This window comes from Terriglobales bacterium, from assembly GCA_035624455.1.
Taxonomy (GTDB): Bacteria; Acidobacteriota; Terriglobia; order Terriglobales; family Acidobacteriaceae; genus DASPRM01.
The window spans coordinates 103,639-129,222 of the sequence record DASPRM010000075.1 but is presented as its reverse complement, the minus strand read 5'-3'; the positions used below and the strand labels follow the sequence as shown (position 1 = coordinate 129,222).

The 25,584-nt window shown below is 56.2% G+C and carries 15 protein-coding genes; 10 read left to right on the top strand and 5 right to left on the bottom strand.

Going from position 1 to position 25,584, the window contains the following annotated elements; all coding sequences use genetic code 11:
• Positions 1-4 precede the first annotated feature (4 nt).
• The 4 genes from VEG30_08465 (at position 5) to VEG30_08450 (ending at position 4,036) form a co-directional block, all read left to right on the top strand.
• Positions 5-1,144, top strand: coding sequence for a carboxylate-amine ligase (locus VEG30_08465; GenBank protein HXZ79948.1), 1,140 nt, complete (start codon positions 5-7; stop codon positions 1,142-1,144).
• A gap of 12 nt (positions 1,145-1,156) precedes the next feature.
• Positions 1,157-2,200 carry an aminopeptidase gene (locus tag VEG30_08460; protein ID HXZ79947.1) on the top strand — a complete coding sequence of 348 codons (1,044 nt, stop codon included), beginning with the start codon at positions 1,157-1,159 and terminating at the stop codon, positions 2,198-2,200.
• Between the two features lie 31 nt (positions 2,201-2,231).
• Positions 2,232-3,416, top strand: coding sequence for a hypothetical protein (locus VEG30_08455; protein HXZ79946.1), 1,185 nt, complete (start codon positions 2,232-2,234; stop codon positions 3,414-3,416).
• Between the two features lie 158 nt (positions 3,417-3,574).
• Entirely contained in the window at positions 3,575-4,036 is a 462-nt protein-coding gene (locus tag VEG30_08450; protein HXZ79945.1) for an OmpA family protein, read from the top strand.
• Between the two features lie 12 nt (positions 4,037-4,048).
• On the opposite strand, the gene VEG30_08445 is transcribed toward VEG30_08450, so the two are convergent.
• From VEG30_08445 to VEG30_08430, 4 genes are read right to left on the bottom strand one after another with little or no spacing between them, the layout of a single operon-like run.
• On the bottom strand, positions 4,049-5,323 hold the full coding sequence (locus VEG30_08445; protein ID HXZ79944.1) for an MFS transporter: 1,275 nt from the start codon (positions 5,321-5,323) through the stop codon (positions 4,049-4,051).
• A gap of 26 nt (positions 5,324-5,349) precedes the next feature.
• Positions 5,350-6,837, bottom strand: a complete 1,488-nt coding sequence (locus tag VEG30_08440) for an amino acid permease (GenBank protein HXZ79943.1) — start codon at positions 6,835-6,837, stop codon at positions 5,350-5,352.
• An 8-nt stretch (positions 6,838-6,845) separates the two neighbouring features.
• The gene (locus tag VEG30_08435) at positions 6,846-9,533 is read right to left on the bottom strand and encodes a PIG-L family deacetylase (GenBank protein ID HXZ79942.1); all 2,688 of its coding nucleotides are present in this window, start codon (positions 9,531-9,533) and stop codon (positions 6,846-6,848) included.
• Positions 9,534-9,582: 49 nt separating this feature from the next.
• Complete coding sequence (locus VEG30_08430) at positions 9,583-12,072, bottom strand: 2-oxoglutarate dehydrogenase E1 component (protein HXZ79941.1); 2,490 nt, start codon at positions 12,070-12,072, stop codon at positions 9,583-9,585.
• Positions 12,073-12,367: 295 nt separating this feature from the next.
• Between VEG30_08430 and VEG30_08425 the strand changes: the two genes are divergently transcribed.
• The 6 genes from VEG30_08425 to VEG30_08400 all read left to right on the top strand — a co-directional run bounded on the left by VEG30_08425 (position 12,368) and on the right by VEG30_08400 (position 24,070).
• Complete coding sequence (locus VEG30_08425; protein HXZ79940.1) at positions 12,368-15,139, top strand: bifunctional acetate--CoA ligase family protein/GNAT family N-acetyltransferase; 2,772 nt, start codon at positions 12,368-12,370, stop codon at positions 15,137-15,139.
• Positions 15,140-15,293: 154 nt separating this feature from the next.
• The gene (locus tag VEG30_08420) at positions 15,294-17,363 is read left to right on the top strand and encodes a transketolase (GenBank protein ID HXZ79939.1); all 2,070 of its coding nucleotides are present in this window, start codon (positions 15,294-15,296) and stop codon (positions 17,361-17,363) included.
• A 340-nt stretch (positions 17,364-17,703) separates the two neighbouring features.
• The gene (locus VEG30_08415) at positions 17,704-19,476 is read left to right on the top strand and encodes a hypothetical protein (GenBank protein ID HXZ79938.1); all 1,773 of its coding nucleotides are present in this window, start codon (positions 17,704-17,706) and stop codon (positions 19,474-19,476) included.
• A 143-nt stretch (positions 19,477-19,619) separates the two neighbouring features.
• Positions 19,620-23,195: a BadF/BadG/BcrA/BcrD ATPase family protein gene (locus VEG30_08410; protein ID HXZ79937.1), complete on the top strand. Its 3,576-nt coding sequence runs from the start codon at positions 19,620-19,622 to the stop codon at positions 23,193-23,195.
• 172 nt (positions 23,196-23,367) lie between these two features.
• On the top strand, positions 23,368-23,652 hold the full coding sequence (locus VEG30_08405) for a hypothetical protein (GenBank protein HXZ79936.1): 285 nt from the start codon (positions 23,368-23,370) through the stop codon (positions 23,650-23,652).
• 40 nt (positions 23,653-23,692) lie between these two features.
• Positions 23,693-24,070, top strand: coding sequence for a hypothetical protein (locus VEG30_08400; protein HXZ79935.1), 378 nt, complete (start codon positions 23,693-23,695; stop codon positions 24,068-24,070).
• 130 nt (positions 24,071-24,200) lie between these two features.
• On the opposite strand, the gene VEG30_08395 is transcribed toward VEG30_08400, so the two are convergent.
• Complete coding sequence (locus VEG30_08395; protein HXZ79934.1) at positions 24,201-25,505, bottom strand: amidohydrolase; 1,305 nt, start codon at positions 25,503-25,505, stop codon at positions 24,201-24,203.
• Positions 25,506-25,584 lie beyond the last annotated feature (79 nt).

The window sequence follows — 25,584 nt, the reverse complement described above, 5'->3', positions numbered from 1 at the left end:
ACAAATGAAACCCAGTTTCACGATCGGAATTGAAGAGGAGTACCAGACGATCGATCCGGAGACTCGGGATCTGCGTTCGCATATTCAGGCTGAGATCATTTCCAAGGGCAAGCTGCGGATGGAGGAGCGGGTCAAGGCGGAGATGCATCAGTCGGTGGTAGAGGTCGGCACTGGAGTTTGCAAGAATGTTCGCGAGGCCAGGGAAGAAGTGAAGAAATTACGGCGAGAGGTGATTAGTCTCGCACAGGAGAATGGGTTACTCGTAGCTGCCGGGGCTACGCATCCGTTTTCTGACTGGCGCACCCAGGAGATCTATCCCGATGAGCGCTATCGGACGCTAGTAGAGGACTTGCAACTGGTAGCGCGCGCGAACCTGATCTTTGGTTTGCATGTGCACGTGGGAGTGGAAGACCGCGAAACCACGATCCACCTGATGAACCAGGCACGTTATTTCCTACCGCATCTGCTGGCGCTTTCCAGCAACTCCCCGTTCTGGCTGGGAATGAACACCGGGCTGAAATCGTATCGCTGTAAAGTGTTTGACAAGTTTCCGCGCACGAACATCCCTGACACGTTCTCGAGTTGGGCGGAGTTTGACAATTTCGTCAATCTGTTGATCAAGACAAAATGCATTGATAACGCCAAGAAGATCTGGTGGGACATCCGGCCGCATCCTTTCTTTAGCACGTTGGAGATCCGGGTATGCGATCTGCCGATGCGGCTAGACGAAACTATCGCGTTGGCAGCGCTGATTCAGGCGACTATCGCCAAGCTGTACAAGTTGCATTCGCAGAACCAGACTTTTCGACAGTACGGCCGTGCGCTGCTGATGGAGAACAAGTGGCGGGCTTCACGCTATGGCCTGGATGGCAAGCTGATCGATTTCGGCAAGCAGATCGAGGTTCCAGAACGCGAGCTTATACACGAGTATCTTGAATTTGTAGACGATGTAGTGGATGAATTAGATTCACGAGAGCAAATCAATTACATTTACCGCATCCTGGAGATGGGGACCGGAGCTGATCGCCAGTTGAACGTTTTCAAGGAAACAGGTGATTTGAAGAAGGTAGTGGACTACATGGTAGAGGAGACAAAGGTCGGCCTCTGCGAAAGAGACACCATGTCCATCCCGGCTAGCGCGTAAAGTACGGAGTGCATGATTCAGTCGAAAGAGACACTAAGCAATCTGGCAACCCTCGAGTTTGATCCTGAACTTTCCATAGGGGCCCGCAATGCAGTGAACGTGTGCCTGCGTATACAGCCGCAGGAGAAGGTCACGCTGATTACCGATGTGGCGTGCCGGGAGATCGCGGGTGCCCTGGCGCGCGAGATCCAGGGTGTGGGATCGGCGCTCAGCATTTTTGTCCTGGAAGAGGTTGCGACCCGGCCGCTGAGTGGCATGCCCCCGGAAATCCTGGGCGACATGGAAACCAGCCAGGTCAGTATCTTCGCTGCGCAGGTACAGACGAACGAGTTGCGTTCCCGCATGCAGATGACAGAAGTGGTGAACCGGCGAAAGATGCGCCACGCGCACATGGTCAACATCAACCGGCAAATAATGCTGGAAGGTATGCGGGCAGATTTTCTGAGGGTCGATCGCATCAGTATGAAAATTTGGCAACTCGTGAGCCGAGCAAAGGCTATTGATGCCAAGACTCCAGCGGGAACCGATATCCATGCCGATTTGAACCCTCACTATCGTTGGCTCAAGACCAGTGGCCTGATCAGTCCGGAAAAGTGGGGAAACCTGCCCGGTGGAGAGGTGTTCACCACACCGGGAGAGGTGAACGGAACCTTTGTGATCGATGGCGTGGTGGGCGACTATCTGTGTTCGAAATTCGGCAACCTGCGAGCGAATCCGCTGACCATACGAATCAAAGAAAATCGTTTGACCGAGGCGTTCAGCGACAACAAGGAACTGGAAAACGATTTCTGGCGGTACACCCACACGGACGAGAACAGCGATCGTGTGGGCGAGTTTGCCATTGGAACAAATATTGAGCTAAAGGGCGTGATCGGGCATATCCTGCAGGACGAAAAGCTGCCAGGAATTCATATCGCATTTGGCAATCCTTATGGCGAGCATACGGGAGCCGACTGGTACTCCTCAACGCACATTGATGTCGTGGGAACGAACTTCGACATCTGGGTGGATGGTCTGCCGATCATGCGGCGTGGTCAATTCCTGATCGAGGCGTAGCTTCCGAGCTGCAATAAAGCGGGTGCGGGCGATGATTCCCGAACTGCGTCAGCATTTCAACGCCAACTACACGCCAGAGAAATACCAGAATTTTATTCGCCAGTTGAACCAGGAATGCGGAACCAAAGTTGAATTCCGCGTGAGCGAGACTCCCTGCTTTTTCCCTAAGCCACTGCTCGACAAAATGGCGCGTTACGGCGATGAGTTGGTTCATCAGCTTGTGGACAGTCCCGAATATCGCTCCAAGTCGGAAGCGTCGATTCCTGCAGCCTTTCGGGTGCCGAACGACGATGCGCATCCGTTATTCGTGCAAGTGGATTTCGGCCTGATTCGCGATGCAGCGGGACAATTGCAGCCTTGGCTGGTGGAATTGCAGGCGTTTCCCTCGTTGTATGCCTACCAGCAGGTGGTTTCCCGGCAATACATCCAGTGCTACGGACTATCGTCAGAGCTGAAGGTGTTCTTCGGTATGGACGACGAGGGCTACTGGGCCCTGCTGCGGCGATCGATCGTAGGCAATCACGATCCAAAACAAGTCGTGCTCCTGGAGATTGATCCCTTACACCAGAAAACCCTGCCCGATTTCCTGGTGACTGGACGAATCTGTGGCATTCGGACGGTAAATATCACCGAGGTGGTGAAGCAAGGTGACCGGCTGCACTATCGCGACAACGGCAAACTGGTTCCAATCCAACGGATCTATAACCGGACGATCGTGGACGAGTTGGTACGCAAGCATGTGCAGCTTCCTTTTGACTATCGTGATGAGATGGACGTGGAGTGGGCGGGACACCCGAACTGGTATTTCCGCATCAGCAAATTTTCTATCCCCTACTTGCGGCATAAATGCGTGCCCAAGACATGGTTCTTGGATCGACTCGAGCAAGTCCCTCAAGACCGCGAAAATTATGTTCTCAAGCCAGTGTACTCATTTGCGGGGGCAGGGATAGTGTTTGCTCCTACGGATGCCGATCTCCAGGCGATACCTCACTCATTGCGATCGCAGTATATTCTCCAGGAGAAAATGAATTTCACTCCGGTGATCGATACTCCGCACGGTCCGACGCAGGCGGAGGTGCGAATCATGTACATCTGGCTGGATCGGCTTTTACCGGTCATGGGCCTGGTGCGCATGGGGCGAGGCAAAATGATGGGAGTGGATCACAACCGGAATCTGGAGTGGGTGGGAGGATCGGCGGCGCTTTACGTGGATTGACACTGGCAGGGGCGCCGTCTCGCTCGAGGGGAGATGCGAGCGGAATCTGTAACGGAACATTAACAAACACCCAGTACATTCTGTGGCAGGATCCTGGGCTCTCGATGCTATAAATGCGAAATCGGTCATTGTTCTTGCACTCGAAAGGAGCTGGAGATATGAGGCTCTCGGCGCTTTGTTATATCGTGCTAGTGCTCGTTTTAAGCTCTATAAGCGCATCTGCTCAGTTTTATGACTGGTCCACTCCGGTAACTTTTTTTGGACCGGAACAGGCGGATTTCAACCAATCGGTCAGGCAAGTGATGTTTGCATGGAATGACTACGACGAACCCCATGACAAAGCTGCTCTGCAGGCGGATGCGGAGTGGTTCAAGGCTCACCCGAATATTAAGATCTATATTGATGGGTATGCATCATCGCGTGGCACGCTGATCTACAACCTGGTGCTTTCACAAAAGCGAGCGGACTACGTGAAGAAGTTCCTGCTCAGCCACGGTGTTCCAGAAAGCCAGATCGTATTTGCAACAGGGTGGGGACAGCTGTATCCGGTTTGTCCGGGAACGGACGATGAGTGCTGGAGCAAGAACCGTCGCGTTCGCTTTGAATACGCGGGGAATTAGAACCTGAGCTGATCAGCTCTCAACTACTGGCGAAGCGGGAAAGTCTGCCTGGTCGGCCCGCAGGCGATGATTGCGGCTGGCGAACACGCCCAATACAAGAGCCACGGCCGCCGCTGAGAGTGCGTTCGCGATTCCAAAGCGCCCCGCAACTCCGCCCCAGAATGCGCTGCCGGCAGCCATGCCTCCTTGCAGCACCAGCAAGTACATGGATAACGTGCGGGCGCGCAGCCAGACTGGCGACAAGATCTGAGCGGACACATTCAGGCTGGCCAGGATAATGATCCAGCCTACGCCTCCCGCGAACAGCACAATGCATAGCGCCCAAAAGCTGCCGAGGTAGCCGGAGGCGGAAGTGACCGCAGCGTATAACACTGTGGCTGACGTCACCATCTTGTGGACGCTAAATGCACGACGAAACCGAGGAAGCATGGCGGCTCCGGCGAGCGCGCCCACTCCAAAGAACGCCAGCATCGTGCCGTAGCCAATCGATCCATAGGGCTTGGCGATCAACGGCAGCATCGCCCAGAGTGCGGTCGCCGAGAGGCTAAAAACGCCAGTGCGAATCAGGACAGACTGCATAGCAGAAGACTGGCGCGCGTATTGAAAACCAGTGCGGATGGCGGCGAAAACATCTTTGGCGGGCATGGGATCTTCGTGCGGAACACGCTTCCAGCAATAGAGAATCCAGATCACGCCAAAAAACGAAGCGGCATTGATCAGGAAAGCCACGCCCGAGCCCCAGGCGGCGATGATAAGGCCGCCCAGGGCGGGCCCCACGGCGCGGGCTACGTTGAAGCCTGCCGAATTGAGCGCCACCGCGGCTGGAAAATTCTCTTCCGAAACCATCTCGTGGGTGATCGCTTGCCAGGGCGGGTCATTCGTGGCGGCACCTAGGCCGAGAAGAAAGGTGAACAGCAACAGCAGACCGGGCGTCACCACCTGAAAGATGGTGAGGATGCCAAGGGCCGCAGCTGCGATTACCATCCAGGATTGAGTCAGGATGAGCAGACGGCGGCGGTCGACCATATCGGCGAGCGCGCCCGCGGGAATGACTACCAAGAACACGGGGAGGGAACTGGCAGCCTGCACCAGCCCGACCATCACGGGAGAGTTGGTGAGAGAGGCCATAAGCCAGCCGGTCCCGACGTTTTGCATCCAGGTGCCGGTGTAGGAAGCGACGGCGGCAATCCACAGCGATCGAAATAATGGCTCTCGAAGCGGGTCCCAGGCCGAGAGGCGTCGCTTGATGAGCGGCAACGCGTTCAGTTGTGTACCAGTTTCGGCCATTTATGCCTGATTTCCACCCGCCACAGTCAGCTTGTTCCGGTGCTTTCGAGCGATGCGGCGAACGGCCATTCGCCACGCCGCCAAGACCGGGCCATGTAAACGATTACGCCCAGGAGCAGGATTACCAGACCATAGGTGATTTCCCGCCCGCGCACAGAAAGAATATAGAGAAAGCCGAGTGAGGCAATCAGCGCCGGCAACGGGTACAGCCACATACGGAACGGGCGCGGCATCTCCGGTCGTCGGACGCGCAGCACAATCAGCCCGATCGCCTGCACAAAGAATTGAATCATGATTCGGATTACCACTAGGGCGGCAATGATGTCCGCCAGACGAAAAAAGCAGAATACGGCCGCGACGGCACCCAGTGAGATCAAAGAAATGTATGGGAAGTTGTAGCGCGGATGAAGCCGAGCGAATGCTTTGAAGTAGTTGCCGTCGAGAGCGGCGGCGTATGGGACGCGGGAATAACCGAGCAGGAGCGAGAACACGGAGGCGAAGGCGGTCCACATAATCAAGACCGTGATGAGATTGGCAGCCCAAGCTCCGTATGTCCTCTGCATTAAGACGGACATAACGTAAAAACGTGACTCAGATTTTGCAGCTGAATTCAGTTCCCGCCAGGGAATTATCCCCAGAACGCTGATGTTCATCACGATATACAGCACCGCGACGGCCAGAATTGAATAAATAAGAGCTCTGGGAATGTTGCGAACAGGATTCTTGATTTCGTCACCAATAAAGCAAACGTTGTAGTAACCCCAATAGTCATAAGTAGCTACCAGCATTGCAGAAGCCAGCCCGCTGAAGAATGTTCGGCTCAGGGAGAAGGCCCCGGCGGGGAAGTCGAAAGCCCGAGCAGAGTTGAAGTGTGTTACTCCAGCAAAGATTACCCAAGCCATGGTGCCGACAACACCCACCCACAGAAGCTTGGAAAGAGAACCAATGGCTGTAATGTGGCGATATAGCAGCCAGACTGCGAGCAGGCAGACGCCGACGGCAACAAACGCGCTTCCGGTAACACGAAATGAGGTCTCAGACGATCCATTGAGAGTCGGGAAATGCAAGGGCAGGCTGATCCAAAGCTTTTCGAGTCCCGGCCAGAGGAAGGCGCAATAACGCGCCAGGCCTACACAGCCCGATGCGATCGAAAGCGGCGCGCTGAAGGAAAGCTGCCAGACGAAGAGGAATGAAATCAACCGGCCCCAGCGCTCGGGTCCGTAGATTTCTTTCAGATAACGGTACGATCCACCCGAACCCGGCATAGTCGCGCCCAACTCAGCCCATACCAAGCCATCGCAAATGGCAAAGAAGGCACCCAAAATCCAGCCCAGCATGGCCTGAGGTCCACCCATGGCAGAGATGATGAGGGGGAAGGTGATGAACGGCCCAACCCCAATCATGTCGATCATGTTCAGCGCGGTGGCTTCGCCGAGGCCGATTCCGCGAATGAGATGGGGTTGCTCAACTTTGCCGGCTCCCGACGATACCGTCACAGGTTGGGTATCGGGCATGATCGGGGTTACTCGTCTGCGCTGGCGTAGGTGGGGGCGGAGGATTCATGTCCCGCACCGAGCAGATTTACAAAGAGGCGAACGGCGCCGGGCACTCCAGCAGGCAACTGGCGGAAGAAAGCATATCCCGAGTAGATATATAGGCCCTTGCCGTAATGCGCACGCAGCAGTCCACCTTTCATCGACCCTTCACCGGGGTCATGCGAGGCGAGTAATGGCTCAAAATGAGCGTCCCACTGGTGCATGAAATAGAGTCCCCGCTCCTGCACCCAGCCGTCGAAGTCGTGTGGGCTGATCTGGTTCGGAAAATGAAAAATGGGATCGGAGGGCACGAGTATTTCAACCGGGGCGTCTTCGTCCGTCACGCGATCCCGCGCCACCTCGCTGGAGTAGGGAGTGAAGTGGCCGGCATTGAAATCTGGGGCACTCTGGTTGTACTGCACCACGAGTGTTCCGCCCTTGGAGACATAATCGAGCAAACGCGGGTTGTGAGCGCCAACCTCGGGACGCGTATCGTACGCGCGGATGCCAACTACGATTGTGCCGTAGCGGCTCAGGTCGCCCCTGGCCAACTCGTCGGGCGCGATGAGGGTGACATCCATGCCGATCTGTTTGAGGACGGTCGGAATGTCGTCACCAGCGCCGGGAATGTAGCCCACCTTCAGGTTGCGGGGCAGCTTGACATTCACGACGCTAATTTCCTGGATTGCAGGGCGAAAGAAATAGGCGGTTGCAAGGTCACTGCGAGAGAACGTCTCGTAGCCTTCCGCATAAGTATGATTCTGATAGTTCGCAACCGCACGGACCTGATGGAAACCGTCTTTGGGACTGGAAGCGGAATTGGTGTTGGTCAAGGCATAAGCGGGCAGTAATGAAAAAGCGACATTCCGTGGTGTTCCCGGCCTGGAAAGATCAGCAAGGTTGGTGGCGGGCTCTGTTTTCCATCCGTTAGGAAGCGCCGCCGAAATTATGGGCTTTGCTGCTGCGACATTGCTGAAGGCATCCACCTCCAGCGACGCCATTGTATTGCCGCCAGCCCGGATGATCTGAGTCGGGGGTGATACCGCAACAGATATAGCTGGTCCAACTGCCAGCGTGTGAGGTTGGGGCAACTCAACTTGCCCATCGCACTCGATCCCTCCCTTCAAACCCTTGTAGTCATACTGAACTCGGACGTGAACCGGTGGTGGGGTGAGTGGAAGTGTGGCATAGCGGGGATCATCGATGACGTAAACGGCGTCGGAAGGCTTATCCCGGTGCCAGTACTGGCGCGTGTACGGAGTGTCGGAGGGTACGCTTACCTCAAATCGTGTTTCCCGAGAATTTCCCGACGCGAGCCTTCGAGATTTCCACCCGGGAGGAAGCTCGAGTTGAACATCCCTAATGGAAACTGGTGACGAGCTTGCGAGCTTTACGCGCAGGGGAAGGATCTCCCCGGGCACTGCCATCAGCGAATTCTGTTCCTCGGGCGTAGAAACGAACTTCATCGCCGGCAATTCGGCCAAAGCGGTGAGTTTGGCTCCTAGCACGAGATTCGCAGCGTACTCGAATTGCTGCTTCTTGGTTTGAAGGTTCACGGCCAGATCAGCCTTTTCGATCGAGGTGAGCGAGGATGACTGGATACGCGGAAGCAGTTGATCGAGTTCGCGCAGGCCCTCCAGAAGCGGAAGTGCCACATCGCCTCCATTGCGGCTTGCGAGCGCGGCGGCATCGGCATTTTTCGCAACTTCCGCGAGTGCGGAACGCAGGAAGGGAACCTTGTTCTGATCCTGGCCAAGCCGTCCGGCTAACTCCGGGAGAGAAGTATCAATTCCATCGAAGAAATCCTGCTGGTGCGTGTCTTTTGGCGAAGGTAGGACGGAATCGATCAGCTTGTAGTAGCTGACACCGGAGCCGAAGGGGCCCGACCAGTGGCCAGCGCCTTGCGACAGCTGATGCTTCAGTCCCTGCCAGGCAAACTGCATGTAGGACATACCGAGTTCGGGGTCATTAGCTCCGCGGTCGATCTTTACATCCCAGTCTTCGCCAGCGCGGACATTATCCATATACAGCTTTTTGGCTTGCCAGGGCTGGAGGCCCTCGCGGATCTGTTCGGGAAAGCGAGTAGGGTCAGCGGCTGCTCGGAACGCTTCACGGGTGAGAATTCCCGATGCCTGATGGTTCCCATGATTGTCACGGGGAGCACCCTGGAAGCGGGTGATGATCACGTCGGGCCGGAAGGTGCGGATCACGCGGACCATGTCAGCAAGAGCTACATCGTGCCCTTGCCATTTCTGAAAAGTTTCTTCCGGAGTCTTGGAGAATCCGAAGTCAACTACACGGGTGAAGCGTTGTTCGACGTCATAGTACTTGTCGGCCGCCAGCAGTTCCAAGGTCCGCAGAAGACCCAGAGCGTCTCCAAATTCACTGCCGATCGCGTTTTGCCCTCCCTCACCGCGATTCAGAGTGAGTTGCAGGGCGGTGACGCCGTGGCCACGGGTTTCGAGCACCAGCATGCCACCATCTTCGTCATCGGGGTGGGCGATGGTGTGCATCAGACGAGCAGTGGTCTGAAGCTTGCGCAGAGCCTGCTGAAGACCAGCAGGACCGGAATCCTGCGGGATGGGTTGCTCGGCAGCGCCGGCCTGCCAGACGAGGCTCAGCAAGACAATGGGAAGGTGCAGAACTAGCCGGTGTGCGCGCAATGATATCAGCAACCTGCAGATCCCTCGGCCGCATGCGGCGGCCTTCGTGATGACAATATCCTTAGCTCACCTTGCTTCCCAGGGCCAACTCGATCAACGTCTTCTGTTCCATCTCGTGCGCCTTGGCAGAGCCGGTCGATGGACTGGAACTGGCTGAGCGCTTAACAGTCAGCACGGGACGGCCGCGCGCGATTCGACGCAAACGCGGTACGGCGTACCACAATGCACCCATGTTGGCCGGTTCTTCCTGTACCCAGACAATCTCGCGGGCCTGCGAATGACGGTCAAGTTCTACAGCAAGATCTGCTTCCGGCCAGGGATAGAGCTGCTCGATAAAAGTGATGCCTGTGTGATCATCCTTGCGCTTCTTGCGCTCCATGCGCAGTTCGTGACCAATCTTTCCCGTACATATCAGCAACCGCTCTGGATTTTGCACTTCGTTCTCCGGAAGCACGTTTAGAAAACGCGGCCGGGAGAAGTCAGTAAGCGGCGAGTTGGCATCGGGATGCCGCAGCATGCTCTTGGGGGTGAACACGATCAGTGGTTTCCTCCAGGGCCGGTTTGCCTGACGGCGGAGCAAGTGGAAATATTGAGCCGCGGTCGAGGGTTGGCAGATCTGCATGTTGTCGCGGGCAGCCAGTTGCAGGTAGCGTTCGATGCGGGCGCTGGAGTGCTCCGGTCCCTGTCCTTCGTATCCATGCGGCAACAACATGACTACACCGGATGGCAATCCCCACTTATCTTCGCCAGAACTAATAAACTGATCGATGACGATCTGCGCACCATTGGCGAAATCACCGAACTGCGCTTCCCAGAGGACCAGACTCTCGGGAAAGTCGCGGCTGTATCCATATTCAAAGCCCAGCACACCGGCCTCGGAGAGGATTGAGTTGTACACCTCGAAGCGCGCCTGATTGCGTGCGACATGTTCAAGCGGAAGGTAGCGGCGCTCATTGTCGGTGGCGATCAGAACGCTGTGGCGCTGGTTGAAAGTACCGCGCTGACTGTCCTGGCCGCTAAGACGCACGGGCGTTCCTTCCAATAGAAGCGAGCCAAAGGCCAGAGCCTCGGCCATGCCGTAGTCCACGGGACGCTTGCCGTGTCCCATCTCCGCACGCTGCTCCAGCAGCTTCTTGATCTTGGGGTGAATAGCAAAATCAGCGGGGTACTCAGTGACGGCGTCGGTGATCGCGGCCAGCTTGTTTGCTGGGACTCCGGTATCGACCTCGTACTCCGTTTTGAAGCAGCCGATCTTGTACTTGCTCCAGTACTCCGGAAGCTGGGCGAAAACCGGCATCTTCTTAGCCGCGGTGGCTCTCTTTTGAGCTTCGTTAAGTTGGGCCTGGTGGCGTTCGGCTTCGGGCTTGGGATCGACCCCGATGCGCTGAGCGTAGATCTGATACAGCGGCGGGTGATCCTTGATGCGCGCATAACGCAGAGGCTGGGTGATGGTGGGATCATCAACCTCGCTGTGCCCATGGCGGCGATAGCCAATGAGATCTACGACAACGTCGGTATTAAATGTGTAACGGTATTCGACGGCTAAAGCAGCGATGCGTAACACGGCCTCGGGATCTTCCGAGTTCACATGGAAGATGGGAATCGGCAGCCGCTTGGCAAGATCGGATGAGAATCGAGAGGAATTGCATTCCGGCGGCTCCGCGGTGAAGCCAATGAGGTTGTTCACAATCAGGTGAATCCCGCCGCCGACTGAGAAACCGGGCACGCCCGAAAGGTTCAGCGTTTCCGCCCAGATACCCTGTCCCGCGAAAGCGGCGTCGCCGTGCATGATCACCGGAAGCACCTTTTCCCCGCCATCTTCACCTAACCGGATCTGCTTGGCGCGCGTGCGGCCCATAGCGACAGGATCGACGGCTTCCAGGTGACTTGGATTCGAAACCAGGTGAAGATTCAGGCTCTTGCCGTCAGCGGTCTGAAATGTCCCGGTGGCTCCGATGTGATACTTCACATCTCCTCCGCCGAGGACGCTGCGGGGATCGACATCTTCAAACTTGGAAAAGATATCCACGGGGGACTTGCCCATGATGTTGACCATTACGTTGAGGCGCCCGCGATGACTCATGGCGAGGACGATCTGCTGGGCATTCCGGTCAGCGGCGCAGTTGATCACTTCCCAAAGAAAAGGAATGAGGGCAGTCACCCCCTCCAGCGAGAAGCGTTTGGTGCCGAGATAGCGCGACTGAATGACCTGCTCGAACAGGTCGGCTCTCAATAGCAAGTCAAAGATCCGATGCTGGTCGATAGCAGCAGGTTCGGCTTCCAAGCGTTCCTGGATCCATTGCCGCCGACCCAAATCCGCAATGTGCATGAACTCGGAAGCAACGGTAGAGCAATAATAACGACGCGCTTCCTGGGCTAATTCGCCTGGGATATCCAACTCCGGAACTGGCTGGGGAAGAAGATACTGACCCAAAGGATCCAGCTGTGCCTGTAGATAACCCCAACGGCGGAAGGCGTCGAACACTTGTTCGCGGTCATGCGGGTCGACCTCCGAGGCCGCCCGCGTGAACTCCTGAAGCTTGGAGGCCATAATATGTAGATTCCCTGTTAGCCTGAGTGGTCTCAGTTTCACCTTGCTGGAGCCCAAAATCCCGCCGTCTTCCCCAGCAAGACACGCCCAATTGCTAAAGATCTTAGTCTAACAAGAAAGCTGGCGTGGACCAGGGCAGGCCAAAATCAGTGAAGCAGCAGTAATCAGGGCGGGGCCCGGTCGGGTCATCAGTCACTTGTTAGAGTGATCAACGTCATGGGTAGGATCCGTGCCGACACGTCAATCTGAGAAATCGAGTTTCTTTGCTGAGGGGGCACTTATGGGAGTTGCGAGCGTGAAGAGCCCAGGGGGAAAGTGGCTGGGAGCAAGCGGCAAGCTGGTGATCGACCCGGCACACGATCTGCTGCGGGCGGAACGTCACCCATTGGACGACATCTTCAATCCCAAAAGCGTAGCCGTCATTGGCGCATCGGAGCGCGAAGGCAGCGTGGGGCGGCAGGTCTTGTGGAACCTGCTGAGCACGCCCTTTGGAGGAACGGTGTATCCGGTGAATGCCAAGCGACAGAATGTGCTAGGGATTCGGGCTTACAAGGACATCGGTTCGCTTCCCGAAAAGCCGGATCTTGCCGTAATCACGACCCCGGCAACCACGGTACCTGCTCTGATTCGCGAGTGTGTCGGTGAAGGTGTGCCGGCGGCAATCATTATCTCGGCCGGGTTCAAGGAGCACGGAGAGCGGGGTCAGGCCCTGGAGCACGAGATCGCTGAGACAATTGCCGGCGGCAAGATGCGAATCATCGGGCCCAACTGTCTGGGTGTGATGAATCCAATCACTGGTTTCAACGCCACGTTCGCACGAACGGTTGCGCGTCCAGGAAACGTCGCCTTTATCAGCCAGAGCGGCGCGCTGTGTACGGCGGTTCTGGATTGGAGCTTGCGAGAGAACGTGGGGTTTAGTGCGTTTGTCTCGATTGGTTCCATGCTCGACGTGGGTTGGGGCGATCTGGTGGATTACTTCGGCGATGATCCGCGAACCAAGAGCATCATCATTTACATGGAGTCAGTGGGAGATGCGCGCTCTTTCCTTTCCGCCGCCCGGGAAATCTCGTTTTCCAAACCGATTCTGGTGATCAAGCCCGGACGTACTGCCGCGGCTGCGAAAGCTGCTGCCTCACACACAGGGTCGATGACCGGAAGCGATGAAGTACTGGATGCTGCCTTCCGACGCTGTGGCGTACTGCGCGTATACAACATTGCGGATCTGTTTTACATGTCCGAGGTGCTTGCGAAGCAGCCTCTACCCCAAGGTCCAAAGCTTTGTATTGTGACGAACGCCGGTGGACCTGGTGTGTTGGCGACGGACGCTCTAGTCACAGGTGGTGGCCAATTGGCCGAACTCTCGGCCGCGACCATGAAGGCGTACGACGAATTTCTTCCGCCTGCGTGGAGCCACAATAATCCAGTGGACATCCTGGGCGACGCCGAACCACAGCGCTATGCCAAAGCCCTGGAGGTTGCAGCCGGCGATCCAAGCATCGACGGGATGATGGTGATACTGACCCCGCAGGGAATGACGAATCCCACCCGTATCGCCGAAGAACTTAAGCCCTATGCACACTCACTGGGCAAGCCCGTTCTGGCAAGCTGGATGGGTGGAGCTGAGGTCGCCGCCGGCGAAGAGATTCTGAATCAGGCCGGAATCCCAACTTTTGCTTTCCCGGATACAGCGGCGCGCATGTTCAACTACATGTGGCGTTATAGCTATAACCTTCGCGGGATATACGAGACGCCAAGCCTGCCGAGCGCTGCCGAAATCGCGGCACCCGACCGAACCAAAGCCAGGCAGATCATCGAGCACGTCCGCGATGGCGGACGAACAATTCTCACCGAGTTCGAGTCGAAGGCAGTACTGGCCGCCTATGGAATTCCAACTGTCCCGACCGAGGTGGCTGATGGAGAAGCTGAGGCGGTCAAGTTTGCAGATCAGTTTGGCTATCCCGTGGTCCTGAAGCTGAATTCCGAAACCATTACGCACAAAACAGATGTAGGCGGCGTGCAACTCAATTTGCGAAACGCCGACGCGGTGAAAGCTGCATTCCAGTCCATTCTTGACTGCGTGACGGCAAAAGCGGGTCCCGAGCATTTCCAGGGTGTAACAGTGCAGCCAATGGTAAGGCTGGATGGATATGAGGTGATCCTGGGTAGCAGCATTGACGCGCAGTTTGGCCCGGTGTTGCTGTTTGGAGCGGGTGGCCAACTGGTGGAGGTGTTCAAGGACCGGGCGTTGGCATTGCCTCCGCTGAACACCACGCTGGCGCGACGCATGATGGAGCAGACCAAAGTTTACACCGCGCTAAAAGGAGTACGCGGACGCAAACCAGTGGATCTGGCGGGCCTGGAAGATCTGCTGGTGCGCTTCAGCAATCTGGTGATCGAGCAGCCCTGGATCAAGGAAATAGACATCAATCCGCTGCTGGCGTCTCCGGATCGTCTGCTGGCGCTGGACGCACGCATCGTCATTTGGGGGCGTGGGACGGCGGAAAAGGAGCTACCAAAGCCCGCGATTCGTGCGTATCCCAATCAGTATCTGGGTTCATGGACGGCGAAGAATGGGACAGCACTGACCCTTCGTCCGATCCGTCCGGAAGACGAGCCTTTGCTAAGCAAGTTTCATGAGCGGCTCTCTGAACGCAGCGTGTACCTTCGCTACTTCACTCCGTTGGGTCTTAGTCAGCGCACTGCGCATGAACGGCTGACGCGGATCTGCTTCATCGATTACGACCGAGAGATGGCACTGGTTGCCGAGCAAGCCGAGCCCGCCACAGGCGTGCCCAGAATCGTTGGGGTGGCACGGACTGTCCGCTTGCATGGAACCCAGACGGTCGAAGTCACAGTCGTGATTGAAGATGACTTCCAGCATCTAGGACTCGGAAGTGAACTGACGAAGCGCATCGTCGAGATCGCCCGCAAGGAACAGGCAACGCAGGCCGTAGCGGCCATGCTTCCCGAGAACGAAGATATGCAGGCCATCTTTCGAAAACTCGGATTTTCCGTTCTAGAGGATGACAAGCGACGGGTAACTAGGGCGGAGTTGCAACTTGCATGAGCGATCGTCCGCAATCATCTCCCAGGTAATCCAGGCGATACCTTTCTGCGCAGGCCGCACAAGGCTGTGTGATCTCTGCCCACGACAGTTGTGACCGGCCGGGCTACAAAGGAGACGCATCACCCGTGTGTCCAAAGGGTGCGGAGGCATCTCTATGGCTCTAATCGATTCCAAGGTTGGCAAAGTGATCCGGGATTACTCCATTGAAGAACTGAGAGAGCAAGCGAATTTGATGCGGGGCTACGACCTGGTGGCATTATGCGCGGCTGGATCCGGGCACGCGGGGGGCACACTCTCCATCATGGACGTTACAGCCGCCCTGTATCTGAAGGTGGCGAATCTGGATCCGGCAAACCCGTTTTGGGAGGACCGCGATCGCATCATCTGGTCCACCGGCCATAAAGCGCCAAGTCTGTATCTTGGACTTGCATTTGCGGGTGCTTGCAAACTCGAGGATGTGATGTACCTGCGCAAACTCTCGTCGGCATTTCAAGGCCATCCGCATTGGCTGAAATTTCCCGGAGCCGAGGTCTCCAGCGGTTCGCTGGGGCAGGGATTGAGTATCGCAGTGGGAATCGCCATCGCTGCCAAATTGAATGGCAAGCAGCACACCACGTTTTGCATCATGGGAGACGGTGAGCAGCAAGAGGGCCAGATATGGGAAGCAGCCATGGAGGCCGCGCAGTTCAAGCTGGATAATCTGGTCGGGATCATTGATTACAACGGGCTGCAGATTGATGGTGCGGTTTGCGAAGTGATGAATATCGATCCTATTGAGGACAAATACCGGTCATTTGGCTGGAACGTGGTGCGCATTGTCGGTCATGATATGGAGCAGGTGGTCGATGCACTGGAAAAAGGAAAAGCCAACCGGGGCTGTGGGAAGCCCTTCTTGATTGTGGCGGAGACTGCTAAAGGAAAGGGCGTCAGCTTCATGGAGAATGTGGCGGGCTGGCATGGGAAGGCCCCCAATCAGGAAGAGATGAATCGGGGGCTGGCGGAACTGGGGCTGACCGGGAAGATTCGGGTGCAGGAACTGCTGGAGCACGCGAAGGAATATCAGGCCGAAGTGGAGCGGAAGCTCGAGCTCAAGATGCCGAAATTCAGCCGAAACTATTGGTGGAATTCGGACAGCAAGATGATGGCGGCGATGAAGCCGACGAGAATGGGCTTCGGGCAATCGCTGGCAGAAAACGGCGATGATGAACGAATTGTCTGCCTGGGGCTGGACATCTCCGGCTCGATCACTATCAGCGAGTTCTATACCAACAAGCCAAATCGCAAGAAGCGCTGGATCAGCATGGGCATCGCGGAGCAGTCAGCTACGGCTGCGGCAGCGGGGCTGGCAAAAGAGGGGAAGCTGCCGGTGCTGGGAACCTATGCCACGTTTGCCGCCGCCCGCAACCTGGATCAGCTCCGGGTTTCGGTGTGCTATGGGAATTTCAATGTCCTGATCGCCGGTGCTCATGGAGGGGTCTCCGTCGGGCCGGATGGAGCGACACATCAGGCGCTCGAAGATCTGTTTGCGATGTGCGGATTACCCAACATGTCGGTGGTAGTTCCATGTGATATCGCAGAGACGAAGAAGGCGACGGACTACCTTCTGTTGAAGCATGTAGGACCGAAGTACGTCCGCTTCGCCCGAGAAGCCACACCCATTGTGACTTCCGGAAGTACACCCTGGGTGTTTGGTAAGGCGAACGTAATCCGCTATCGGCGAGAAGCTGAGCAGTTTGGGGAGGCTTTTGAGACGCTGTTGGCCGAGGACTATCGCGATGAAGGTGAGGACCTCAGCATCGTTGCCTGCGGGCCAATGGTTCCAGAAGCAATGCGCGCAGCCTATATCCTGAAAAAGGAATTCGGCTATGAAACACGTATCGTCAACATGCATACACTGAAGCCGCTGGACGAAACGGCCATTCTCCGGGCGGGGAAAGAAACAGGAGCGGTGGTCACTGCCGAAGAACACCAGATTGGGGCTTTGGCATGGCAGGTAAGTGGGATACTGACGCAAAGCGCGGAACTGTACGGCCATCCGATCATCACGGGAGCAGTTGGAGTAAAAGACCGGTTCGGCGATTCGGGAGCGCCCTGGGAACTGATCAAGGAATTCGAAGTCAGCGCCGAGCACATCGCGCAGAGGGCCGCGGAGTTGATGGCGATCAAAAAGGGACGGGCTGCCAGTTCCCGGAACCAAGCAGAGCGTGAAGCCTTGGTGCGGTAGGGGCCGAGCGAAGACAAACCAGCACTTAGTCATTAGACACTACCTTGAGTTATCCAAGTGTGTCGATTTACGTCACAATCCTTCACCATTCCTTCACTGTACCTACGAAGGGAGCCAACCAGGATTCTTTCTTGTAAGTATCTGACAAAGCTGAGAATTTCGGGCCGGGCGGTGCCTCAACTTTCCCCGTTGGACCGTCAAATTACGCCGTTCGGCTGATTCCATTCGGCCACGACATAGAAAGAGGACAAGAATACGCCATTGTGCATGGCGGCGGTCTTGGTCCACCAGGGCCAAGGCGGGGGACTAGGTCTGCAGTTGAACCGAAGAAGGTGAGGACATGAGCACTTCGACACATCCAGCAACGAGTGGTGGGCTAGTGCAGATTACATCGCTGGAAGAAATGATTCGCCAGCGAGTGGCAGAAGAACGGGCACGGCTGGAGAAGGAAGCAGGAATCGCCCGTAAAGAGATCCATCATTTTCACAAGCCGATCGAGCGGCCATTCACTGCAGACCAGCGCAACAAGACCACGCTTCTTTTTGGCGGGCTGACCTGGAAGCACGAGAAGTTGGTCCATGGCGCTCTCGAGGGGCTGGGTTACAAGTGCGAAGTGGTGCCCACGGCGAATGTAAAGGCGTTCCAGTTGGGCAAGGAGTATGGCAATAACGGCCAATGCAATCCTACGTACTTCACCGTCGGCAACCTCGTCCAGTATCTGCAGAAGCTGGAGGAGTCGGGCATCCGCCGGGAAGACCTGCTCAACAATTACATTTTCCTTACCGCAGGGGCATGTGGTCCGTGCCGCTTTGGGATGTATGAAGCGGAATACCGGCTGGCCCTGCGCAATGCAGGCTTCGACGGCTTCCGAGTGATGCTATTCCAGCAATCGGGTGGTCTCGACCAGTCGGAGGCGGAAGCCGGGCTGTGCATGAACCTGGACTTCTTTCTGAACCTGCTGAATGCCCTCAATATGGGCGACATCATTAACGAAGTCGCGCATCAGATCCGGGCGTTCGAAGCGAATACCGGCGAGACAGACGCTGTCCTGGATGAGTCGATCGACTACCTGCACGAGGCGCTCAAGAAGAAGTCGCCCTGGTCGGTAGAGAGCAAACTGGGGAAGGCAGCCAACAAGATCCCGATGAAAGGTACGGTTGAATATTTGGGCAAATTCCTCAATCAGCTCATGTCCGACGATTACATGGTGGCGCTGAATCAGGTACGCGATCGCTTCAACCGGGTGAAGGTGGACCGCTTCCGGGTGAAGCCGATTGTGAAGATCACGGGCGAGTTTTGGGCGCAGACCACGGAAGGCGACGGCAACTTCAATATGTTCCCGTTCCTTCACAAGGAGGGTGCGCAGATCATCGTGGAGCCGATCGGCACCTGGATCATGTACATGATCCATCAGGTGGTGCAGAAGATTCGCGACACCAAGGGACTGGAAGAGGGTACGGTTGCGCCTCCGAGCTGGCGCATCGACAAGCAAGCCAAGATTGAATGGAACTACCGCAACAAGTTGATGAAGCTCAGGGCTGCGGAGCTGATCTTTGCTCGCGAGTATCACCGCATTGTTGACGCTCTGGGAGGGACTGCGCATCGTTTGGTAGATCAATACGAACTACAGCGGCTCGGCCATCCTTACTACAACTCGCGTGCGGGCGGCGGCGAAGGGCACCTGGAAGTGGCCAAGAATATCTACTACTCCAATCGCGAACTCTGCCACATGGTGCTCTCGCTGAAGCCGTTTGGATGTATGCCCTCCACGCAGTCCGACGGAGCGCAATCAGCCGTAGTGGCGCATTACAAAGACATGATCTTCCTTCCCATTGAAACCTCCGGGGAGGGCGAGATCAATGCGCATAGCCGGGTGCAGATGGCGCTGGGCGAAGCCAAGGCCAAGGCTAAGCTCGAGTACAAAGAGGTGCTGGAGAAGATCGGCAAGAGCCAGGACGAGTTGAAGGCGTATGTCGAGCAGCACCCGGAGATGTCCAACGCGCTCTATCCGGTGCCGAAGTACAAAGGCGTAATTGGGACTGCTGCGAACTTCGCGGTGCATGTGGCAGAACGTATGGGGGCCCAGGTTCCGTATCACGCGGAAGCGCACTGAGCGTTGCAAAAGCGGACTTGACCGTGAATTTGCAAGGCTACCAACTGTCATCCTGAGCGAGGGTCGAGTATAAAGACGAGGCCCGAGTCGTGGGACCTGGTGTTTTAAGGGTTCCTCCAGGCTAAAGGCTCTCTAGGAGAATCATGGCGGGACTTACCGATAAAGCGATTCGCGACAAGAAGTACGAAATGCTGTGGATGGGTGCCGACGTCGGTTCCACGACGGTGAAGATCGCGGTCATCGACGGTGAAACCGACCAGATCATCTGGCAGGACTACCAACGGCATGAAACCAAGCAGCCGGAGAAGCTCCTGGAGATGCTGAAGCAGATCGGGGAGGACCTGCCAGCTACGCCGATAGAGAACTATCGCGTATTCATCACTGGATCGGGTGGCTCCGGAATTGCCAAGCACCTGGGCGCGAAGTTCGTGCAGGAGGTAAACGCGGTATCGCTCTCCGTGGAGAAGCTCTATCCAGAGTGCGGGTCAGTCATCGAACTGGGTGGGCAAGACGCGAAGATCATCATCTTCAAGGAAGACCCGGAGACGGGCAAGAAGAAGAAACTGCCTTCGATGAATGACAAGTGCGCGGGTGGCACGGGCGCGGTCATCGACAAGATCAATGCCAAGCTTCGTATTCCCTCTGCGGAACTCTGCAACATGGGCTACAAGGGCCTGAAGCTGCACCCGGTGGCAGGGAAGTGCGGGGTTTTCGCCGAGACCGATATTAACGGCCTGCAGAAACAGGGCGTTCCGCCGGATGAGCTGATGGCGTCATTGTTTGAGTCAATCGTGCAGCAGAACCTGTCGGTGCTGACGCGCGGCAATACGCTACGTCCCGTTGTGCTGCTATTGGGTGGTCCGAATTGCTACATCAAGGGAATGCGCGACTGCTGGAAAGCTAACATCCCCAAGATCTGGGAAGAGCGGAACTATCCCCTTCCAGAGGGTGTGAATCCGGAAGATCTGATTAAGACCCCCGATAATGCGCAATATTTTGCCTGCATCGGAGCAGTCGAGTTTGGAAAGCAGGAAGACCCGGGAGTCGGTCTTTATCAGGGCTACTCGAAGCTGGAATGGTACATCACGGAGGGACGTGCCCAGGAAAAGGCTAAGAAGGGCGGCGCACAGGCGCTGGCGAAGAGCCCGGAGGAGTTGGAAGAGTTCAAGAAAAAGTACGCCAAGAAGAAGTTTGTAGCTGCGACATTCCAGCCTGGCCAAGTAGTTGCGGGTTTTGTCGGAATCGATGGCGGATCCACTTCAACCAAAGCCGTCCTCGTGGACAAGAACCGCAATATTCTGTGCAAGACCTATCAACTCTCGAAGGGAAATCCGATCGAGGACACGCAGGAGGTTCTGGCCAAGATTACGAAGCAGGTTACAGACCAGGGCGCGACTTTGAAGGTCTCAGGCGTTGGCACCACGGGCTATGCCAAAGACATTCTGAAAGACGCGGTCGGCGCCGATGTGGCGCTGGTAGAGACAGTAGCCCATACGCAGGCAGCGCTGCATTTCTATCCCGACGCGGACGTGATCTGTGATGTGGGCGGCCAGGACATCAAGATCATCATCCTCAAAGACGGACGCGTAAAAGACTTCAAGTTGAACACGCAGTGCTCGGCCGGCAACGGCTACTTCCTGCAGGGTACGTGCGAAAGCTTTGGCTTCAAAGTCGAGGAGTTCGCCGACATCGCATTCGGAGCCAAGGGCTTTCCGCAGTTCGGTTATGGCTGTGCGGTGTTCATGCAGTCGGATATCGTCGATTTCCAGCGGCAAGGGTGGAAGCCCGAAGAAATCATGGCGGGGTTATGCAACGTGCTGCCGAAAAATATCTGGCTGTACGTATCCCAGATTCCCAACCTGTCGGCCATAGGGCGCAGGTTCATTCTCCAGGGCGGCACGCAGCACAATCTGGCGGCGGTGAAGTCGCAGGTGGATTTCATCGAATCGCGATTCAAAGGAAAAGAGGTGCAGCCCGAGGTGATCGTGCACCAGCACTGCGGCGAAGCCGGCGCGATTGGCTGTGCTTTCGAAGCAGTTCGCTTGTGGGAGAACGGAAAGCAGACCGAATTCATCGGAATGGATGCGGTGGCTTCAATTTCCTTCACCACGACACGAAACGAGGACACCCGGTGCTATTTCTGCAAGAACAAGTGTCTGCGCACTTTTATCGACGTAAAGACTGCTTCACCGAATCCGAACTATAAGCCGCCGGTGAAAACTAAAGTGCCGCTGGCGCCGGGCGCCCAGCGCTTGATCATCGCCACCTGCGAAAAGGGTACGGTAGAGAACGTGGAAGAGATGCGCGTCATCAAGGGCAATATTGACGCCATCAAGAAGGAGAACCCCAATCTGGTGGAGATTGCGGCCAAGGCGGCATTCAAGAGCTACGAGCCACCACTCGTGGCCGATCCGCTGCCTAAGTTGGTGATCACTAAAGCGCAGAAGCAACGCATCGAACTGATGAAGCGGCGGGCAGAGCTGAAGATTGGCATGCCGAAAGCGCTGAACATGTATTCGTGCGGCCCGTTCTTCACCGCCTATTTCGAGTCGCTGGGGGTAAAAGCCGAAAACCTATTGTGGTCGGAATACACCAGCGAACAACTCTACAAAGAAGGGGCGAAGCGGGGAGCGATTGATCCCTGCTTCCCGTCCAAGGTTGGGATTCCGCATGTACACAATTTGCTGTACTCGGTGCATCCGAAGAAGAAGCTGGATGTGATCTTCTTTCCGATGATCGATTCACTTCCAACCTTCCTGACGCATACGCAGTCCAGCCGCGCTTGCCCAACGGTGACGGCTACACCTGCTTCAGTCAAAGCCGCCTTCACCAAAGAAGGCGATCTGTTCAAGGAAAAGGGCGTGATCTGGAGGGACACGCTCATCTGCCTCAATGAAGAGAAGCTGGCACACCGTCAGATGTATGAAGACTGGGAAGACATTCTGGGCCTGACCGAGGAGGAAAACCTCCGGGCGGTGCAGCAGGGCTTCGCAGCAATGAATAAGTTCGACAACGAGATCATGCGGGGAGCAGCGCGCGAAGTGCTGAAGCGCCTGGAGGCTGAGACCCGCCTGGGTATTGTGCTGCTGGGCCGTCCGTACCACAACGATCCCGGAATCAACCATGAGATCCTGGAGGAGTTCCAGAAGCTCGGATATCCAGTATTTTCTCAGGATTCGCTGCCGCTGGACGATGAAATCGTGTGGAAGCTGTTCGGAGACGAGGTCCACGCGGGCGTGATCAAGCACCCAATGGACGTTTCCGATGCCTGGAAGAATTCGTATTCGGAGAATACGAGCCGCAAGGTTTGGGCCGCCAAGTACATCGCCCGGCATCCCAATCTGGTGGCGCTGGAGCTTTCCAGCTTCAAGTGCGGACACGATGCCCCGATCTATACTGTGATCGAAGAGGTCGTCGAACACTCAGGAACGCCGTACTTCTGCTTCAAGGATATTGATGAGAACAAGCCGACCGGGTCCATCAAGATTCGCGTGGAGACGATTGGTTACTTCCTGAAACGCTACCGAGAGGACATGGTTCGGGAGAAACAGAAGAAGCTGACAATTGAAGACCAGCTTAAGAAATTTGAGGAGCAGTTGCGCGCGGAGCTGCTCATCGCACAGAGGCACCGGGCTGCTGAGGGCGTTCCCGCGGAACTGGTTTCCATTTCCAATGCTCAGCCAACGGCGGATGAGTTGGTGCAGCTGAGTGGAGATTAAAGTAGGACTTTAACATAGGATTACAACGAATTCCGTCCCTTCTGCCGGTCCGAAAGGCTGGCAGAAGGGATTTGTTTTGCTGAAATTTGCACGCTGCCGCGGACAAGAGTGTCCGCGCCACACGTGCTAGACTTCAGTAAAATAGTCTGATCTCCAGCAGGATGGCGCAAGCATGGCAATGGACTCTGATAAGGTGATGTTTGAGATTTACCGTGAGGCGACTTACAGCGGGAAGTACCGGGTGGTGTATTTCACCGAGTTGAACGAAAACAACAAGGAGTTTGAGATCAACCGGGCACTCGCCGGGGAGCACTTTTACGATGGTTTCATCCGCAATTACGGCAAGGACGAAGCCAAGGACATCATCGACGCGCTCCTGAAACGCATGAACGACGGCGAATCGCTGCCCCCCGAAGAAGTGGAAAGGGCCTTGGGCGACCATATGGCCAACCGCTAGCACAATCCCGTCAATAGGCTTGGGGTATAATCACCGCACAATGGCCGAACAACAGGTCGCCAAGGCACCGGGATTTGTCCCGGACGAACTGAAGCATGAGCCACGATCCAAAGGGATTCTGACCCCCCGCAAAAAGAAACCCAAAGAGCTGGCAGTAATTACGGAATGCTGTACAGGCTGTGCCGGCTCGCCAGCGTGCGTGGAGTACTGCCCGATTGAAGACTGCATGTTCTGGGTACCCGATGAAGATCATCCCCCATTCGGGCGCATTCAGGTCGACCCGATCCTGTGCATCGGGTGCAAGAAGTGCACCAGCAAGGGGCCGGATGGCAGCTTCCTCGACGGCTGCCCGTGGGACGCCATAGTGATGCTGGATACTACGGAAGTCGAAAAGGAAGTGGGAATGATGAGTTACTAGTGGCTGCTTTCCCGGCCTGTCGCTGCCAACAAGTGCGTCGTTTGCCCGGCATTGTTATCGGGTAAATTGTAATCGGGTAATCTGAAAACTAAACTTGGGGCCTGTCTCTAGCGGGACAGCTTCAATCATTTCATGGTTTGTTTCCCATCAGCTCCAAGACTGCTGTGGTTTCGGCGAGGATGGCAGTTTTGATCGTCGGTTCACGATCAGGGTAAAACTTGGACGAGTGGAGCGAAGGTAACGGCTCTCCGCCACCCTTTGCCGCCCTATATTTCTCGGGATTCACCGCGCCCACGTGGAACATCAGAATTGGCACTCCTGCGCTGCCATATTCTGAAAAATCTTCTGAGGACATCTTAGGCGGAATTTCCAGCACATTATTTTGCCCCAAGCTGCGGCTTACGGCAGCTTCAACGCGGCGGGTGAGCACAGGGTCATTGAATACTGCTTTGGTTGAGTCCACGACTTTCATCTCGGGAGGCTTGGGAGCTCCGGCAGCCTGGGCTTCGGCGCACGCAATCCGCTCGATGCCGGACAGCAAATGCTCGCGGACCTCCGGGCGGTAAGAGCGAACCGAAAGCTGAAGTTTGACCTCATCGGGAATAATGTTGTGCTTCGTGCCTGCGTGGATGGAACCCACCGTAACGACGGCCGGATCATTGGGATCATCCTCCCGAGAGACGAGAGTCTGAAGTGCGAGAATAGTGCGAGCCGCGACGACTATAGGATCGATTGTCATTTGCGGCTTGGCCCCATGCCCGCCTCTGCCGTAAATAGTCAAGTCTACGGCATCGGAAGCGGCCATGGAGTAACCAGAAGTGAATCCGACCTGACCCGCCGGGATGCCATCATCGTCATGGAGAGCCAAGACAAAATCGGGCTTTGGGAAGCGCGTGAAGAGCCCGTCCTTGAGCATGGCCGACGCGCCATTCATCGATTCTTCAGCAGGCTGGGCAATCATCATTAATGTGCCATGCCAGAGGTCGCGGTGCTGGCTTAGCAAGCTTGCGGATGCAACCCAGGTGGACATATGCACGTCGTGACCGCAGGCGTGCATCACGGAAACATCATTACCCGCAGCGTCCTTGGTTTTGACGTGACTTGCGTAAGGAAGACCGGTGGCCTCAGCAACTGGAAGGGCGTCGAGTTCGGTGCGCACCATCACTGTGGGTCCGCTGCCGTTCTTAAGGATGGCTACAACTCCATTGCCGCCTACGTTCGTGGTGACCTGGAATCCCAGTTTGCGGGCCGCGTCGGCGAGCTTGGCAGCCGTCTGAACCTCATGCGACGAGAGCTCAGGGTTACGATGGAGATCCAGGTAGAGAGCTTCAATATTGGGGTAGATCGAGTCAATATCGCCCTTCGAGAAACTGGGACCCTGAGCGAAGGCACCAATGGAGACAGCCAGGCAAATCATCAGCGAAAGCGATCGCATAGCACCTCGGTTGTGAGATAGCAAAACTGCAGATCCCTCGCGTCCTGGCGGCCGCACGTCCACTCCATTGAGCCAAAAG

Coding starts and splice junctions, on each gene's coding strand:
- VEG30_08465 (HXZ79948.1), top strand. CDS start 5: ATGAAACCCAGTTTCACGATCGGAATTGAAGAGGAGTACCAGACGATC.
- VEG30_08460 (HXZ79947.1), top strand. CDS start 1,157: ATGATTCAGTCGAAAGAGACACTAAGCAATCTGGCAACCCTCGAGTTT.
- VEG30_08455 (HXZ79946.1), top strand. CDS start 2,232: ATGATTCCCGAACTGCGTCAGCATTTCAACGCCAACTACACGCCAGAG.
- VEG30_08450 (HXZ79945.1), top strand. CDS start 3,575: ATGAGGCTCTCGGCGCTTTGTTATATCGTGCTAGTGCTCGTTTTAAGC.
- VEG30_08445 (HXZ79944.1), bottom strand. CDS start 5,323: ATGGCCGAAACTGGTACACAACTGAACGCGTTGCCGCTCATCAAGCGA.
- VEG30_08440 (HXZ79943.1), bottom strand. CDS start 6,837: ATGCCCGATACCCAACCTGTGACGGTATCGTCGGGAGCCGGCAAAGTT.
- VEG30_08430 (HXZ79941.1), bottom strand. CDS start 12,072: ATGGCCTCCAAGCTTCAGGAGTTCACGCGGGCGGCCTCGGAGGTCGAC.
- VEG30_08420 (HXZ79939.1), top strand. CDS start 15,294: ATGGCTCTAATCGATTCCAAGGTTGGCAAAGTGATCCGGGATTACTCC.
- VEG30_08415 (HXZ79938.1), top strand. CDS start 17,704: ATGAGCACTTCGACACATCCAGCAACGAGTGGTGGGCTAGTGCAGATT.
- VEG30_08410 (HXZ79937.1), top strand. CDS start 19,620: ATGGCGGGACTTACCGATAAAGCGATTCGCGACAAGAAGTACGAAATG.
- VEG30_08405 (HXZ79936.1), top strand. CDS start 23,368: ATGGCAATGGACTCTGATAAGGTGATGTTTGAGATTTACCGTGAGGCG.
- VEG30_08400 (HXZ79935.1), top strand. CDS start 23,693: ATGGCCGAACAACAGGTCGCCAAGGCACCGGGATTTGTCCCGGACGAA.
- VEG30_08395 (HXZ79934.1), bottom strand. CDS start 25,505: ATGCGATCGCTTTCGCTGATGATTTGCCTGGCTGTCTCCATTGGTGCC.